The sequence below is a fragment of the Rothia sp. P5766 genome (assembly GCF_048513555.1).
Lineage (GTDB): Bacteria > Actinomycetota > Actinomycetes > Actinomycetales > Micrococcaceae > Rothia.
Map to the genome: position 1 here is coordinate 43,378 of NZ_JBLXXS010000015.1, position 16,358 is coordinate 59,735.

Here is a 16,358-nt window from a genome sequence, read left to right on the forward strand (position 1 = left end):
TTTTTGTCTAATTTTCATGTGCTACCACCACGAGATGAAACGGAATGGGAGCAGTGCATTTACGCGGCTTGCCTCAGGGGCCTGCACTAAACTGGTTAACATCATGAAGATTCTTCAGTACCTTTCCCCATCCCTGGCAGATTCCACCAAGCACTACTACCGTGGAGATTTTGCAACCAACCCCCTCACCGGTGACGAAGCCTATGAGGCCTTTACCGAATGGATCGCAGCCCGGGGTATGGAGCTTTACCCGGCACAAGACGAAGCTGTCCTAGAGCTAGCCGCTGGCAATAACGTCATTCTGGCAACCCCCACCGGCTCCGGTAAATCCACTGTTGCTGTGGCCGCTCACTTTATAGGTATGGCCGCTGGTCAGCGCTCCTACTACACCGCCCCTCTTAAGGCGCTGGTCTCTGAAAAGTTCTTTGACCTGTGCGAGATTTTTGGTGCCGAGAACGTGGGTATGGTCACCGGCGATTCCTCTATCAATGCCGATGCGCCCATCGTCTGCTGCACCGCCGAGATTCTGGCGAATATCGTTCTTCGTGAGGGTGCTGGAGCCGACGTCACCCAGGTCATTATGGACGAGTTCCATTTCTACTCTGACCCCCAACGCGGCTGGGCCTGGCAGGCTCCCCTGCTTGACCTGCCCCAGGCGCAATTCCTGCTCATGAGCGCTACCCTCGGGGACACCAGCCGGTTTGAGCGGGAACTAACCGAGCTCACCGGGCGCGGTACCGCCCTGGTCACCAGCCAAACCCGCCCCATTCCTCTCAACTACTCCTACTCCCGCCAACCGCTGGTCGAGAAAGTTGACGAGTTGGTTTCCACCCACCAGGCACCGGTCTACATCGTTCATTTCTCTCAGCTCCAGGCTATCGACACGGCGGCTTCTCTAATGTCCCTGTCGATTGCGACCAAGCAAGAGAAAGAGAAAATCAATGAGCTCACTGCGGGATTCCGTTATTCTGCGGGTTTCGGCAAGGTGCTCCAAAAGTATATTAAGAACGGTATCGGCATCCACCATGCGGGTATGCTCCCCAAGTACCGCCGCCTGGTGGAGCAGCTAGCGCAGGCTGGCCTGCTCAAGGTTATTTGCGGCACCGACACCCTGGGTGTGGGCATCAACGTCCCCATTCGCTCCGTGCTGATTACTGCTCTCTCAAAGTTTGACGGTCAGCGCACCCGCCGGCTCAAGTCCCGCGAATTCCACCAGATTGCAGGACGAGCTGGACGAGCTGGCTTTGATACCGCCGGCTACGTGGTTGTTCAGGCCCCCGAGCACGACATTGAAAATGAACGGCTCGAAGCAAAGGCTCGCGAAAAATTTAGTGGCGACGAGAAGAAAATAGCCCAGTCCCTTAGGGGTAAAAAGAAGAAACCACCGCAGGGCTTTGTGGCCTGGAGCGAGAAAACCTTTGAGCAGATCATTGAGGCTGAGCCAGAGCAGCTAAGTTCGTCCTTCCAGATCACTCACTCCATGATGCTCAATATGCTTCAGCGTGAGGCTGACCCCTTTGAGACCGTCATGCTCTTTTTGACCGCCAACCATGAGCCCCCTATCAAGCAGAGATCCCTCAAACGCAAGGCGATTGGTATCTACCGTGAACTGCTCAACGGCGGGGTCGTGGAGCGCCTGGCTGAACCCGATGAGTTTGGTCGCACCGTCCGGCTTACCGTCTCCCTGCAAGAGAACTTTGCTCTGAACCAGCCGCTCTCCCCCTTTGCTATGGCTTCCCTCAGCCTGCTCGATTCTGAGAGCGATTCCTACGCCCTCGATGCGGTCTCTATCATCGAAGCGACCCTTGAGCGCCCCCGCCAGGTTCTTGTGGGTCAGGAGAAGAAAGCCAAGAGCCAAGCCCTAGCCGAGATGAAGGCCGAGGGCATGGACTACAACGAACGTATGGCTGAGCTGGATAAGATTACCTACCCCCAGCCCCTAGCGGAACTCCTTGAAGCCGCTTTTGAAACGTACTCGTCCGGTGCTCCTTTTATGAAAGAGTTCCAACTAGAGCCCAAGAGCGTAGTCCGGGACATGTATGAGCGGGCCATGGGCTTTGGCGACTATATCCAGTACTACGGGCTGGAACGTTCAGAGGGTATTCTGTTGCGTTACCTCTCCGATGCCTATAAGGCACTGCGCCAGACCGTTCCCCTCTCTGCCCTGACCGATGAGCTCACCGACCTGATTGAGTGGCTAGGCGAGGTGATCCGCCAGACAGACTCCTCCCTGGTTGATGAGTGGGAGCGTATGGCCTCCGGTGACCAAGGCCTACCCGTCCAGGACTCTCTGGAGGAACTGGTGGCAGAAAGCGCACCCGCTCTTACCGCTAACCCGCGTGCCTTTAAGGTCATGGTGCGTAACGCCCTCTTCCGCAGGGTGGAGCTGTTTGCCGATGAGCGCGACAAGATTCTGGGCCAGTTAGACGGCGAGCGCTCTGGCTGGGACTCTGACCGTTGGGCCGACGCTATGGACGATTACTTTGAGGAGTACGAGGATATCTACACCGATGCCGATGCTCGCTCCCCCCGTCTGCTGACAATTGACGATGATACTGCTGAGCACCCAGGGTTTTGGTTGGTCAGGCAGACCTTCTCGGACCCGGATGAGAACCATGACTTCGGTATTGTTGCCAGGGTTGATTTGGCGGCCTCCGATGCGGAAGGCGCTCCCGTGGTGCTGATTGAGAGCGTAGGGGCTTTCTAGCGCAGCACTTACCGCAGGTTCACGGCGATCAGGACGCAGCCTGCTGCCCAGAGCAGGGAGACGAAAGTCCCCACGATGAACTTTTCGGCGGTCAGGTGCCCGGCTTTGATATCCGGGTACCTGGCTAGTCCTTTGATTGCAACGATGACAGCTAGAGCGCTTGTTTGTGCGGTGATGAGGCAGAGCGCTACTGCGAGCCGTTCGAAGATGCCGATGAGGCGGCCTCCGCCTTCGGCTTCGATACGTTCGTCGGACTGGGTGATGTCTGCACGTAGGTTTAGGATCCCCAGGGTGCCGGTGATGTGCTGGCCCTTGGGCTTTTCTTCTGTTTGTTTCTGTTTAATCTTCCCCACGAAGTAGATTGCTGGAGTTGACCCGCCCAAACAGCTCACCAGCACTCGAGCGTTGTGGTCAGCTCACGGACCGGGGCTTCAAGGGGCTGTGCCAGGGTAGACAGCACAAGGGCCCCGCCGAGTAGGGTCATGAGAGTCCAGGTTTTGGGGGCGCTGGCGTTCTGGGTTTTTAGCCACAGCAGTGACAGGGTAAAAAGCGCTACCAGCAGGATGCAAATTACCAGGTTCATACATTCTCCTCAGCGAGTAGGGTTTTGAGCTCCTGTACCATGCGGCGGGTTTCCTGCCATCGCCCCTGTCTGAGGGCACGGCTGACCGCTGACTGGTAGGTTTGCAGGTGCGTGGCAATTTCTATCTGGGTCATGCCCTGCTCGTAGAGTTCTCCGATGGCCTGCCAGGAGTCGTTCCGGTCTTCTTCAAGCCCCATGACAAGTTGCAGGCTGGCTTCAATCAGTTCGGAAAATCTACCTGTTCCTTCAAAGGCTATGTGTCCGGCTGAGCGTTTGGCGCGCTCCACTGCGGTTCGCGCCTTCCTGTAGGCTTGGCCGTTCCCTTCGCGGGCATTGGCCGGTAGCGGCTCATTGACGGCACCGACCCCAATCCCGATATGCCAGGTTCCCTGGCGGGCCAGCACTAGGGCGGTTTCGAGCAGACCGTTTGGGTCATCGAAGACCGCTTGGACTTCGTCGCCTGCGGTGCGTTGGAAGGGCCTTAGCGGTGAGGCAATATTGCTGTTTCCGGCTAGGTCACTGTGCAGTTGGGGTACCAGGTCTTGGCCGGTTGAAGAGTTACGCTGGTCTACGGTCATGACAAACATATATAACAATATACTGTTATATCTTGGAATATAACAGTATATTGTTATATATAACGAGAGCTTAAAAGTCTTTTCCGTCCCTACTAGGAGGTCACCGTGGCCCTCTCTGCCCTACCAACACCCAGCCATCGTGTTGGGGCTAGACATACCATCGGCTCACTCAAATTCATCGATCACTGGTTCACCGTCCCCGCGACCCACGGCCTAATCTTTGGCAAGAGTGAGTCAGCGGCACTAGAGTCCCGTTTTGCCCAGCAGAGCATGACCGTTTTTGCCCGTGAAGTAGTTGATACCTCCGAGGCTTTGACTCTTCCTGCAGATGAGCGCCCCTACATGGTCTACCTCCAGGGTGGGCCTGGTGGCAAAAGCCCCCGTCCGGCAACAGAGGGCGGCTGGGTGCAGGAGCTAGCACAGACCCACCGACTGGTGCTCTTAGATCAGCGCGGAACCGGCAACTCCACCCCGCTCTCTGCCAAGGCACTCGCCCAACTAGGGTCAGCAGAAGTTCAGGCAGAATACTGTGAGCTCTTCCGGGCCGACTCCATCATTGCCGATGCCGAGGTCGTCCGTAGCTTCCTTCTAGCTGACCGCAAAGATCAGCGCTGGTCCACAATGGGCCAGAGCTTCGGCGGCTTTTTGACCCTCAGCTACCTATCCTTCGCCCCTGAATCCATCAAAGATGCCCGCATGACGGCCGGGCTTGCCCCCATCCGCTCTCACCTTGATGAGGTCTACCGCTCAACCCTGGACCGTATGCAGGAACGGAGCGAGGAATACTACAGCTGGTACCCCCAGGACCGCGAGCTGGCGGCCCGTATCGCGCAGCACCTTGCTACCCATCAGGAAGTCTTACCCACCGGTGAACGGCTGACACCCCATCGCCTGCAGATGCTGGGTCACCTTCTGGGCGGCAACGGGCGGGCACGCAACCTGCACTATATTCTGGAGTCTGCTTTTGCCGAGTCAAAAAACTGGCTGTCCGACCAGTTCTTGACTGCGGTGAGCGCACAGGTTAGTTTCGCATCAGCTCCCCTTTATGGGCTTCTCCACGAGAGTATCTACGCAGACGGGGCGCCAGGCTCCCCCTCCCCCGCACCGACTCGCTGGTCAGCAGCCCGTATGCACGCCGAGCGCCCAGAATTTGCAGAAGATGCAGAAAACCTGCTCTGGCTGGGCGAGCATATCTTCCCCTGGTACTTTGAGGAGGACCCGGCTCTAGGCCCGCTGGCCGAGGTTGCCCACCTGCTGGCTGAAAAGCAGGACTGGGGCAGGCTCTATGACCACGAACAGCTGGCTCAGAACCGGGTGCCTCTAGCGGCGGCAGCCTATGTGCCCGATGTCTTTGTCGATTACACCCACTCTATGAAGACCGCCGATTTTGTGGGAAACACCCGCGTGTGGACCTCGCAGACTCACCACCATGACGGCCTAGGAGTCGATGGCCCGGCCATCCTGGGCCATCTAAAGAACCTGCTAGCGGATATGCGCTAGATCTACGAAAGCAAAAGCCAGGTGCTCGCCCCTGATCAGGGTCAGCGCCTGGCTTTTTTGCCTGAGCTATCGAATAATCATCTAGGTAAGTCAGCTATAGCTTTCGGCTCTGGCGCTCTAACCACTCTTGATGAGCAGTATGAGCCGCAGTCTTAACAGAAGTAGCTGAAAGTACAAGTAATACAGCACCCGTCAGGAGCAAGGCGCCTATACCGCAAGGAATAGCGAAAGGTGATTGCAGAAACCAGCCCAAAACAAAGGTAAGGCCAGCGCCCACAGCCTGCACCAATGCCAGGATCCGCAGGGCGGGGACGGCAGCGCGGTGTCCAGCTTCCCAAGCGGCATCAGATTGCAGAGTCGATGCTGTACGAAACCCAATAACCCCATTGGGAGGCAGGCGGCCATGTGCTCCCATCTGAGCTGTCACCACAAATACTATGCTTGCCCCTACTAAAGAAATAACAAGCGGTAGATAGTCTATGAGCGACACAGTCGGACCCCCTCTTGTTGACTGAGCTGAGACTGCCTTTAATATATCTCTCATTCTAGGCGCATAGCAGCGGTGATAAAGCAAAACAAAACCGCCAGCACCTCCCCGCAAAGGGAAGATACTGGCGGCATCGGCCAAGAAGGTCAGCAAATCCCAGGGACCAGCCTCGAACCTCTTCCCTTAGGCAGTGTGCTCCGCATGGGCCGTGCGAGCACGATGCACCAGATCCTGGTACTCCGCCTCGGACTCAATCAGCTCATCCCGGTATTTCTGAGGAATTTTACGTGACTTAGCGGCCGCAGCATCCAACTTGCTCTGAAGCTCAGCACGCTGTGCGGCAGGAGCATGAGCAGGTAGGTTCAGGTATTCATCAGAGAGATTCTGAACCTTCTGGATGGTAGCAAGTGCCCTACCCTTAGGGGAATACAGTGAAGCAAGAACTGTCATGACTAGGACACTGATAATGACTGCCAAGGACAGCTCAATACCAACCTCTATCACCTGAACGGGTTGCCCATCGTTGAGGAAAAACAGAGTATTCTCGTGCAAAGCGTGGAGCAAAAGCTTGACCCCGATGAAGGCCAAGACAATAGACAGGCCCCAGGAGAGGTAAATCAGGCGGTCCAGCAGGCCGTCAATCAGGAAGTAAAGCTGACGCAAGCCCATCAGTGAGAAGGCTGTTGCGGTAAAGACAATGTAGGCCTCCTGGGTCAGGCCAAAGATTGCGGGAATTGAGTCCAGCGCAAAGAGAATATCGGTGCCGCCGATAGCTACCATAACGAGCAGCATGGGGGTCATGACCTTCTTGCCGTTTTCAAGGGTGAAGAGCTTATCGCCATCGTAGTAGTCAACGGTGTGTAAGACTCTCTTTGCCAGACGGATAACGATGTTATTGGCTTCGTCTTCTTCCTCTTTATCGGTAATTTCACCCGTGATCAAATTGCCCGCAGTGTAAATAAGTACCAGACCAAAGAGGTAGAAGATCCAGCTAAAGGTATTAATCAAAGCGACACCGGCAAGGATGAAAACAGTGCGAGCTATCAGAGCAAAGACAATGCCAAAGAGAAGCACCTTCTGCTGGTCAGCGCGCGGCACCTTAAAGCTGGCCATAATGATGAGGAAGACAAAAAGGTTATCAACGCTCAGGGCCTTCTCGGTGATGTAGCCGCCGTAGTATTCGGCGGCGAACCGGGTGCCGTCCCAGAAAAGGATGACCAGGCCAAAAGCTAGTGCCAAACCAATGTAGAGAGCCGACCAGATAGCGGCCTCTTTAATGGTGGGCTCGTGAGCCTTCCGCACATGGAAGAAAAAATCGTACGCTAAAAGCAGGAGGATAACCGCGATAGTTACCGCCCACTGTAAACCACTGATATGCATGAGAGCCTTTCTTGTGGTTGAGGGTTAACCAAATCCACAAGTCTCTCCCAACCACCTTAGCTTATGTGGTTTCCTGCCCCGGTTGGGCGCCATCGATCAACGTGCTGACGAAACAGGAATTAGCGGGATACTCCCTTGCTCGAACCTCAACTATAACCTACGCGGGCACCGTTTGAACAGCGACTACTCAGGAACGGGCGTCTCGTAAGCCCATTCCAAGAGCACAGAGAGCTAGGATAAGTGCCGCTACCACCCAGGCAGTTGCAAAATTGGTGGACTGTTCAAGAGCCCCAATGGCAAGGGCCCCCAGTCCGGTACCAATATCAAAATGTGAGTTCCAAGCAACCGATGCTCGCTGGGTGGCATCGGCTCCCCCGGCATCGCTCAGGGCTCGCACCATAGTCACCGATTGCAGGAAGCCGTAGCCAAAGCCCATGATGGATGCGCCCAGGAGAAAGAAGAGCACAGAAAGAGAGCTCGCCCCATCCATCAGGGCAAGCAGAACCAGCCCCAGAGCGACGAATCCCAGTACCGGTGTCATCAGCAGACGGGTCCCAAAGCGGTCGGTAAGTGAACCGCCGTAGAGACGGGTGGGGGTAGCTAGGAGGCAGAGCAGGAGCAAGCCGCCTGTAGCCAGTGTTGCGGTGGGCGCTATTTCAGTGGAAAAAGTCATGAAGGCACCGCCCACTGAGGTCACCAGGGTGAGCGTCAGTAGGGCGGGCCAGATACGTTTGATAATCGTAGTGGTCGAGGTCTTAGGGGTAGCAGATATTGTTGGCTTGCCCTCTTGGTCTTGTGCCAGATAGCGATCAACGGAGCGTCCCAGCTGAAAAGCAAAGGGTGCGGCGAGCGCAGCAATCGCGCCCACAGCAATGACGGGCCGGTGCCCAAAGACTTCGATAGCCCAGGGGGCAACCGGGGTGAAGAACATTTGTGAGCCAGCTGCGGCTAGTCCGTAGAGCCCCACCGCCCGGCCTCGGTATTCCAGGGGAACCAGGTAGGACATAGCCGAAGAACAGCAGACCGTGACAATGCCAAAGCCGACCCCTCGCAGGGCTGAGGTCAGCAGGATATTGGTCAGGGCAGGGCTGAGGAGCTGAATGAGGGAGGGTAGACCTAAGAGGATTGTGCCAAGGGGCAGTACATGTGCCCAGGAAAAATGGCGGGTAAGGGTGGGCACCGAGAACTGCGTGGCCACGGTGACAGCCATGAGTACAGCGTTGGTTGCGCCTGCCCCGAAGGAGCCAGCACCGCCGGCTACAGCCCAGGCGGGTGAGGCCGGGAGCAGAACGGCAAGGCTGCTAATGCTCAGACCAAAGGTGATGAGAATTTGAGGCATACCGGGCATGCGGGCAACACTCTGCTTCACGGTGGCTCCTAGAAAAGGTAAGGACACAAACCGCACAATTCTACCACCCTTCCGGGTTTAGGCGTGCCCCGCTGCCTGCATCTGCCGTAGTTCCTTCTTCAGGTCGGCTATCTCATCTCGTAGGCGGCCTGCCAGCTCGAATTTGAGTTCTTCAGCGGCCTGCATCATCTGTGCGTGCATGTCTTCAATCAGGCTCATCAGGTCCTCGGCGGGAGCGGCGGCAAGTCCGTCGGCACGTACCTTGGCTTCGGCCTTTTTCAGAAGTTCCTCGGCTTCCGGTGAGGTAGCCGCGTACTTGGTGCCCTTTTTGGATACAGTCTTTGCATTACCCTTGCGCGAGGCAAGGAGCTCAGCGGTGTCCTCTGATTCGCGGGCCAGCTTGTCAGTGATATCGGCTATCTTCTTCCGCAGAGGCTGCGGATCAATGCCGTGTTCCTTGTTGTAGGCCTGCTGTATCTGGCGGCGGCGGTTGGTCTCGTCAATGGCCACCCGCATAGAGTCGGTGATTTTGTCGGCGTACATGTGTACTTGTCCGCCCACGTTACGGGCGGCACGCCCGATGGTCTGAATCAGCGAGGTAGTGGAGCGCAAGAAACCTTGCTTATCGGCATCGAGGATAGCGACCAGTGAGACTTCGGGCAGGTCCAAGCCCTCACGGAGCAAGTTGATGCCCACCAGAACATCAAAAACGCCCTGGCGCAGTTCGCTCAATAGTTCCACACGGCGTAGGGTATCCACATCGGAGTGCAGGTACTGGACCTTGACCCCGTGTTCAAGCAGATAGTCGGTCAAATCCTCTGCCATACGCTTGGTCAGGGTGGTCACCAGTATGCGCTCATCCCCCTGGACCCGCACACGGATTTCTTCAAGCAAGTCATCAATCTGCCCCTGGGTGGGCTTAACGACAATTTCAGGGTCAACCAGACCCGTGGGGCGAATAATCTGCTCCACGACCCCATCGGCCTGAGCCAGTTCGTACCTACCGGGGGTTGCTGAAAGGTAGACGGTCTGGCCGATACGGTCCAGGAACTCCTCCCATTTCAGGGGGCGGTTATCCATGGCTGAGGGCAGGCGGAAACCGTGCTCCACCAGGGTTCGTTTACGGCTCATATCGCCCTCAAACATGGCACCAATCTGAGGGATCGTGACGTGGGATTCATCCACAATCAGCAGGAAGTCATCGGGAAAATAGTCCAGTAGGCAGTGAGGCGCAGTTCCCCGGGCGCGACCGTCGATATGGCTGGAATAGTTCTCGATGCCGTTGCAGAATCCCATCTGCTCCATCATTTCCAGGTCATACTGGGTGCGCATCCGCAAGCGCTGGGCTTCAACCAGCTTATTCTGAGACTCTAGTTCTTGGAGCCGTTCCCGCAGTTCATCCTCAATAGAGCTAATGGCCCTTGCCATGCGCTCAGCACCGGCAACATAGTGCGAGGCAGGGAAGACATACATTTCCTCTTCCTCACGGATGACCTCACCGGTAAGTGGGTGCAGGGTGTAGATAGCCTCAATTTCATCCCCGAAGAATTCCACGCGAATAGCGTTTTCCTCATACATGGGGATAATTTCTACGGTATCGCCGCGCACCCGGAAGGTTCCGCGGTGGAAGTCCATATCGTTGCGTGCGTACTGCATGCCCACAAAACGACGGAGTAGCTCGTCCCTGTCTAGTTCTTGGCCCCGCCGCAGAGTAACCATCTGGGCCACATACTCTTCGGGGGTACCCAGCCCATAGATACAGGAGACGGTTGCCACCACCACCACATCGCGGCGAGTCAGCAGGGAGTTGGTGGCAGAGTGACGCAGTCTCTCTACTTCCTCATTGATAGACGAGTCCTTCTCAATGAAGGTATCGGTCTGCGGCACATAGGCTTCGGGCTGGTAGTAGTCGTAATAGCTGACAAAATACTCCACCGCGTTATGAGGCAGTAGTTCACGCAGTTCGTTGGCCAACTGGGCGGCCAGGGTCTTGTTCTGGACCATGACCAGAGTAGGCCTCTGGACAGCTTCAATGAGCCAGGCGGAGGTTGCCGACTTACCGGTACCGGTCGCGCCCATCAGAACAATATCTTTTTCACCGTTCTGCACTCGTTCGGTGAGCTCAGCAATAGCTTTGGGCTGGTCGCCCGCTGGCTGATATTCGGAGACGACTTCAAAGGGGGCAACAATCCGGTTGATTTCCTGGGCAAGACTCATGCCCCTACCCTACCGAAAAACCAGGGCAAAAACTAGAACACCAGTACGAATATAGCCTCTAGAGCTTACAGGCAGAAGGTTACTGGTTCTCACCCCACTACCCTCCCCAGGCAAAAACTGCTGGCTTACTCCCCATCTTCTAGGCAGTAAGCCAGCAGTATATCTTGCTGAACAGGAATAGCTCCATCCCCTCAGGCAGACCTGAGATACCCTAAACCTGCTTGTCTTGCTGGGCCTTCTCAGTGGCCTCCAAGGCCACAGCTTCAGCAGTCACTACAGGAATCTGTCCCGTATTGGGAACCAGGCCCTCATACTCCGGCTCTGAACCTACCTCATACTCGGGGCGAATGGTGACTTCACCAATGGACGAGAAGTCTTCCTGGGCTCGGCGGTGGTATTCCTCCACGGGGAGAACCTGTTTCCACTGGCGGGTCTTCATGGGTGGCAGTTCGCCAGCGTCCTCTCGTAGGGCCCGCACCAGCATCCATATCTGCATAAACCCAATGAGCCAGACGGGGAAGCCGATGACCACAATGACGTTCTGCAGGGCTACGAGCCCATTATCGCCTGCTGCCACAAGAATTGAGGCTGACACAAGACCGATGGAGGCAGCCCAGAAGACCCCCTGCCGTTTGGGTGCCGGGTCTTCGTGCCCGTTAGCGATTGCATCCATGACCAGGGCGGCTGAGTCGATCGAGGTGATAAAGAAAATGGTAATCACCAGAAGAGTAACCACCGCAACCACGGGGAAGAGGGGGAAATGGCTCAAGAACTCAAAGAGCGCGGCGGGAATATCGCCCTGCTCAACAACGGTCTGCACCAGAGTGCCGTTCTCCTTGCGCTCAATGTTAAAGGCGCTTAGCCCAAAAACACCGACCCACATCAAGGTAAAAGCAGTAGGGGCAGACAGTACCCCCACCACGAACTGGCGGATAGTGCGCCCCTGGGAAATCTTAGCGATAAAGAGGCCGACAAAAGGTGCCCAGGTCACAGTCCATGCCCAGTAGAAGACCGTCCAGCTGCCGATCCAACCAGTATCGGCAAAGGCGTCGTTAAAGAGCATCATGACGGGGAGCTTCTGCAGGAAGTAGCCGGCAGATTCAACGGTTCCCAGGGTGACGAAACGGGTAGCTCCCGTCATGAGGATAAAAATCATCAGAGCAATAGCCAAGAGGATATTAATGTAGGACAGTCGCTTAACACCCTTATCCATACCCATGAGCACAGAGGTGATACCTGCGGCCGTAATGATGGCCACGATGCCTGCCTGGATAATACCGCCCAGGGGAAGTCCGTACATGATCCCCATGCCTGAATTAAGCTGGAGGGCACCCATACCTACAGAGACTGCGATACCAAAAACGGTAGAAATAATGGCTACCGAGTCGATGAGTTTACCGATGGGTCCGTGGATTCGTTCACCCAGCAGGGGCTGGAAGATCGAGGAAACGCGCGGGGGTAGCTTGCGTTTATAGGTGAAGTAGCCAAAAGCCAAAGCAGGTACCGTCAGAATAATCCACACGCCCAGACCAATATGCCAGTTAGCAATCGCTAGAGCATCGAGTGCCGCGTGATCAGACTGTGGTGCTACGCCATCGTAGGGTGGCTTGGCGTAATGAGAAATGGGCTCAGCAGCACCCCAGAAGAGCAAGACAGCACCCACACCTGCTGCAAAGAGCATACCGAACCAGGCCAATCCTGAGTATGCGGGTTCAGCATCGTCGTCACCAATTTTGATACGCCCGAAACGGCTCATGGCCATGTAGACCAAGAAAAAGAAGAAAATGGCAATACCCAGGGTGTAAACCCAGCCCAGGTATTTAATGATGAAGCCGGAAACCGCGCCGATACCGTCTGACATCGTGGTGGGAAAAGCCGCCATCAAGGCCGTGAAAAGCACGATAAAGAAGGCCGAGGAAAAGAAAATTGCAGGGCTGGTTCTCAGCCCTAAGAGGTTGTGTAGCTTAGTCAGCACGGTCAATCCCGGTGGAAAATGCGATTCCCTCTGCCCGGCTTTCTTGCATCCACCAGCCGCAGAGGTGCCACCCAATATCTAGGCAGCGCCTTTAATTCTAAGTCAGCTTTATATTGTATTTCCACTGCATACCCAGGCCACTTGATTTTTAGACACAGGCCCGTTCTCGCCCGTCAATACTAGTCAGAACAGATCTTTCTCACAGTTTCACCCCATCGACTGACTGCCTAAATAACTCTATGAGAACTCTCTCCCCGTGATTTTTCCATACACCCTGCCTACTTGTTCCTCCGTTTCTGCAAGCGAACCGGAGTTATCAATGACCCAGGTAGAAAGAGCGCGGCGTTCCTGATCGGTAGCCTGCGCATTCATGCGTGCAAGGGCATCAGCCTCTGACATACCTCGGAGTTCAACCAGCCGTCTGAGCCGCTCCGCTGGGTCAGCCTCAACCACAATCACACCGTCAAAACGGTTAGCTTGCCCCGTCTCAACCAGCAGGGGAATATCTTCAACAATGACCCCGCTCTGCCCCAGCTTTTCTGCGGCCCTATCCCTCTGTCGCTGGGCCTGAACCCGAATCGCCGGATGAACAATGGAGTTTAGTTTCTCCCTCTTGCTCTCATCAGCAAAGACCAGTGAGGCCAGGGCAGCACGGTCAAGGCTACCGTTCTTAGCCAGCACACCCTGCCCAAATACACGCACAACCTCAGCAAACACAGGCTGACCAGGTTGCATCAAGTCACGACCGATAGCATCGGCATCAATCAGGGTAGCACCCAGCTTGACCAAGATCTGAGCCACCGTTGATTTACCGGAACCGATTCCCCCGGTCAGACCGATATGAATAACCATTGTCTTCTCTTCCTCTTACCTATGTGCTGTGCCAGTTCCGTTTCCTAGCCTAACGGCTTTCCCGGGCCACTTTAGAATGGACACATGAGTGATAAAACCCGCGCCAACCGCTATACCGTACTTGCAAGCAAGGAGCCGGTCCGTCATCTCCTTGAGATCAAACGAAGCGAGTTTATCTGCTACCTACTCCGAGTTGAGTCTGAGGCCCAGGCGCGCGCCTATATCGAATCTAAACGCAAGCAGTACCACGATGCTCGGCATGTATGTTCCGCCTTTGTCATAGGGGCAGACCGTGACCTCCAGCGCTCTAGTGATGACGGTGAACCCGCTGGTACAGCCGGGGTGCCCATGATGCAGGCCTTGCTGGCCCGCAGGGCCCAAGGCCGAGAGGGGCAAACAGCTGACCTCTCAGATATTTGTGCTGTGGTAGTACGCTACTTTGGTGGTATCAAGTTGGGGGCAGGTGGGCTGGTCAGAGCTTACACAGAGGCTGTCGCCGCTGCCCTCGATACCGCCCGGCTCACCCCCCGAGAACGTCTCCGACTGGGTCTTATCAGCGTCCCCCATTCCGAGGCTGGACGATTAGAGAACGATTTACGAGCGCAGGGCTACGCTGTGCTGGGAACAGACTACAGCGCCTCCCATGCCGAAATTACGGTGGCTGTCTTTGACGATTCGCAGCTACAGGCAAGGACGGAGGATATGCTGGCCCAGATTTCAGCCGGTGCTTGCCATATCGAGTGGGCAGGCACCGAGTGGGTTGATAGGCCCTAGAACAATCTATCTGTAGATCTGCCAGATAGGGCAAAGCCCCGGTAAGCCTGGCTTGGAGGGACTTACCGGGGCTTTGGGCATCCAGCTTTTAGAAGAGGGCAGAGATGATCAGAACGCCACCGGCGCCGATTGCGGCTGAGATAGGTAGGGTGATAATCCAGGCCAGGGCGATGGGGCGCATCAGTTTCCAGTTGGCGGAGTGGTTGACAATACCGACGCCGAGAACCGCACCAATCAGAATGTGGGTGGAGGAGACCGGCAGACCGAGAACCGACGCTGCCATGACCACACCTGCAGCCGCTAGCTCCGCAGCAAAGCCTGATGATGGGTGCATTTTGGTTAGACCGTGACCTACCGTAGCAATGACCTTGCGGCCCACAAACCAGAGCCCGGCAATCAGTGCAACTCCGAAGGTGATGAGGGCAGGGAAGGGAACGATAGCTTCCTTGGCGATAAGACCGGTTTTCAGTACGTCGAGGATAGCCACGAAAGGACCGATCGCGTTAGCGATGTCATTAGCGCCGTGGCTGAAGGCGAAGGCTGCAGCGGTAAAGACCTGGAGCCAGGCAAAGATAGTAAAGGTTGCCCGGGAGAGTTCTAGGTGCTGAAGACTGCGTGCGAAGATAGTGACACTAACCCAGGTAATGACAGCTACCATGACCATAATCAGGATGTTACCCATGGACGAGATGCCCAGGTTGAGTTTATTGAGCCCCTTGAAAAGTAGCATGGCTGTGATAAGAACAGATCCGGCTGCTGCCAGCACTGGGACGTAAACTTCAAGGGCCCGGTGGGAGTCCTTACTCTTTGCTTTCTTATCAAGTTTATGGACCTGGCGGTAGTATTCGCTTTCAGGTGCATCGGGGTCCAGCTTCTTGAGCTTAAACTTTTTCTTGCGAAGCATGGCGTTGGAGTAGGCATCCTGCTGCAGGTCTGTAATGCGTTGGAAGCCAACGTGCGGGGTGTGGGTGGCTCGCTCTTCTTCCATGCGCTTTTTCAGTTCGAGCATGGCGGCATCAATTTTTTCGTTATAGCCCAGGATGTACTTCTTGATAAAGCCGAAGAGAAGCCAGGCGAAGAGACCACCGAGAACGGGCGAGATGACCCAGGAGAGAGCGATTTGGCCGATCTTGCTCCACTGAACCATGTCCAGGCCCCCGGCGCCGGTGGTGAAGCCCGTGGTCAGGGCAGCACCAACGATGCCACCGATGATGGAGTGAGTGGTGGATACCGGCCAGCCCATGCGGGTTGCGACAAGTAGCCAAATGGCAGCACCGAGGAGGGCTGACATCATGATGTAGACGAACTGCATGGGTGCCAGGTCTATGGCCCCTAGATCTACGATGCCGCTGCGGACTGTGCCGGTGACTGACCCGCCTGCGATAACGGCACCGGAAACCTCGAAGACAGCTGCGATGAGCAGGGCCTGTTTGATGGTGAGAGTCCCGGCACCAACGCTGGTGCCGAAGGAGTTAGCGACGTCGTTGCCACCGATGTTGAAGGCCATGAAGAGGCCTAGGAGAACTGCTACACCTAGGATGATGGCCTGGCTGGGCTGGTCGACGTAGCTAACTGACCAGAAGGTAAACAGGGTGAATGCCACAGCCATGAGCCCGCCGAATCCCAGGTGCCACCATTTGTCGGTGGTGTCTCGTTGTAAGGCAGGAGTTGCAAGATCTGAACCCGAATTCGCGCTGGAATCCACAGGGCCCCCTTCATAGAGTTTTGGTTTGGCTTGCGGGCGCAATTGGAGCCCTGTTAATAGTCTGTGCACAAGGTTAACAAATGGTTAACTGACGCTAGCCTTTGCATGAACTATCGGGGTGATAGTGCATGCAAAGGGCCCTCCCCATACTTGGTGGGGAGGGCCCTTGATAGCTTGACGGGCTGTTTACTTGCCGGTCAGCTTCTTGCGGGGATGGAAGCGAAGATTCCGAGCGAGCGAGGAAACAAATCT

13 protein-coding genes are annotated in these 16,358 nt (G+C 55.9%); 3 read left to right on the forward strand and 10 right to left on the reverse strand.

Going from position 1 to position 16,358, the window contains the following annotated elements; genetic code table 11:
* Window positions 1-103: 103 nt before the first annotated feature.
* Entirely contained in the window at window positions 104-2,707 is a 2,604-nt protein-coding gene (locus ACN08V_RS08775) for a DEAD/DEAH box helicase (protein WP_419105278.1), read from the forward strand.
* An 8-nt stretch (window positions 2,708-2,715) separates the two neighbouring features.
* Here ACN08V_RS08775 and ACN08V_RS08780 read toward each other — a convergent pair whose 3' ends face one another.
* From ACN08V_RS08780 to ACN08V_RS08790, 3 genes are read right to left on the reverse strand one after another with little or no spacing between them, the layout of a single operon-like run.
* The gene (locus ACN08V_RS08780; RefSeq protein ID WP_419105279.1) at window positions 2,716-3,060 is read right to left on the reverse strand and encodes a hypothetical protein; all 345 of its coding nucleotides are present in this window, start codon (window positions 3,058-3,060) and stop codon (window positions 2,716-2,718) included.
* A gap of 35 nt (window positions 3,061-3,095) precedes the next feature.
* Window positions 3,096-3,290, reverse strand: coding sequence for a hypothetical protein (locus ACN08V_RS08785; protein WP_419105280.1), 195 nt, complete (start codon window positions 3,288-3,290; stop codon window positions 3,096-3,098).
* Window positions 3,287-3,868 (reverse strand): hypothetical protein, encoded by a 582-nt coding sequence (locus ACN08V_RS08790; protein WP_419099789.1) that lies wholly within the window; start codon window positions 3,866-3,868, stop codon window positions 3,287-3,289. Before ACN08V_RS08790 ends, ACN08V_RS08785 begins: the two co-directional genes overlap by 4 nt.
* Window positions 3,869-3,973: 105 nt before the next feature.
* Here ACN08V_RS08790 and ACN08V_RS08795 point away from each other — a divergent pair, with 105 nt between their 5' ends.
* On the forward strand, window positions 3,974-5,368 hold the full coding sequence (locus tag ACN08V_RS08795; RefSeq protein WP_419105281.1) for an alpha/beta fold hydrolase: 1,395 nt from the start codon (window positions 3,974-3,976) through the stop codon (window positions 5,366-5,368).
* 94 nt (window positions 5,369-5,462) lie between these two features.
* Here the strand turns inward: ACN08V_RS08795 and ACN08V_RS08800 are convergent, their stop codons facing one another.
* The 6 genes from ACN08V_RS08800 to coaE all read right to left on the reverse strand — a co-directional run bounded on the left by ACN08V_RS08800 (window position 5,463) and on the right by coaE (window position 13,627).
* The gene (locus tag ACN08V_RS08800) at window positions 5,463-5,795 is read right to left on the reverse strand and encodes an SdpI family protein (RefSeq protein WP_419105282.1); all 333 of its coding nucleotides are present in this window, start codon (window positions 5,793-5,795) and stop codon (window positions 5,463-5,465) included.
* A 243-nt stretch (window positions 5,796-6,038) separates the two neighbouring features.
* Window positions 6,039-7,235 carry a TerC family protein gene (locus ACN08V_RS08805; protein WP_419105283.1) on the reverse strand — a complete coding sequence of 399 codons (1,197 nt, stop codon included), beginning with the start codon at window positions 7,233-7,235 and terminating at the stop codon, window positions 6,039-6,041.
* Between the two features lie 187 nt (window positions 7,236-7,422).
* Window positions 7,423-8,604: an MFS transporter gene (locus ACN08V_RS08810; RefSeq protein WP_419099792.1), complete on the reverse strand. Its 1,182-nt coding sequence runs from the start codon at window positions 8,602-8,604 to the stop codon at window positions 7,423-7,425.
* A gap of 57 nt (window positions 8,605-8,661) precedes the next feature.
* The gene (gene uvrB / locus ACN08V_RS08815) at window positions 8,662-10,800 is read right to left on the reverse strand and encodes an excinuclease ABC subunit UvrB (protein WP_419105284.1); all 2,139 of its coding nucleotides are present in this window, start codon (window positions 10,798-10,800) and stop codon (window positions 8,662-8,664) included.
* A gap of 211 nt (window positions 10,801-11,011) precedes the next feature.
* A complete protein-coding gene (locus ACN08V_RS08820; RefSeq protein WP_419105285.1) occupies window positions 11,012-12,775 on the reverse strand; it encodes a BCCT family transporter in 1,764 nt (587 codons plus the stop codon).
* A gap of 237 nt (window positions 12,776-13,012) precedes the next feature.
* Window positions 13,013-13,627 carry a dephospho-CoA kinase gene (gene coaE / locus ACN08V_RS08825; RefSeq protein WP_419105286.1) on the reverse strand — a complete coding sequence of 205 codons (615 nt, stop codon included), beginning with the start codon at window positions 13,625-13,627 and terminating at the stop codon, window positions 13,013-13,015.
* An 84-nt stretch (window positions 13,628-13,711) separates the two neighbouring features.
* On the opposite strand from coaE, the gene ACN08V_RS08830 reads away from it, so the two are divergent.
* Window positions 13,712-14,401, forward strand: a complete 690-nt coding sequence (locus ACN08V_RS08830) for an IMPACT family protein (RefSeq protein WP_419105287.1) — start codon at window positions 13,712-13,714, stop codon at window positions 14,399-14,401.
* 88 nt (window positions 14,402-14,489) lie between these two features.
* Here the strand turns inward: ACN08V_RS08830 and ACN08V_RS08835 are convergent, their stop codons facing one another.
* Window positions 14,490-16,106, reverse strand: a complete 1,617-nt coding sequence (locus ACN08V_RS08835; RefSeq protein ID WP_419105288.1) for an inorganic phosphate transporter — start codon at window positions 16,104-16,106, stop codon at window positions 14,490-14,492.
* Window positions 16,107-16,358 lie beyond the last annotated feature (252 nt).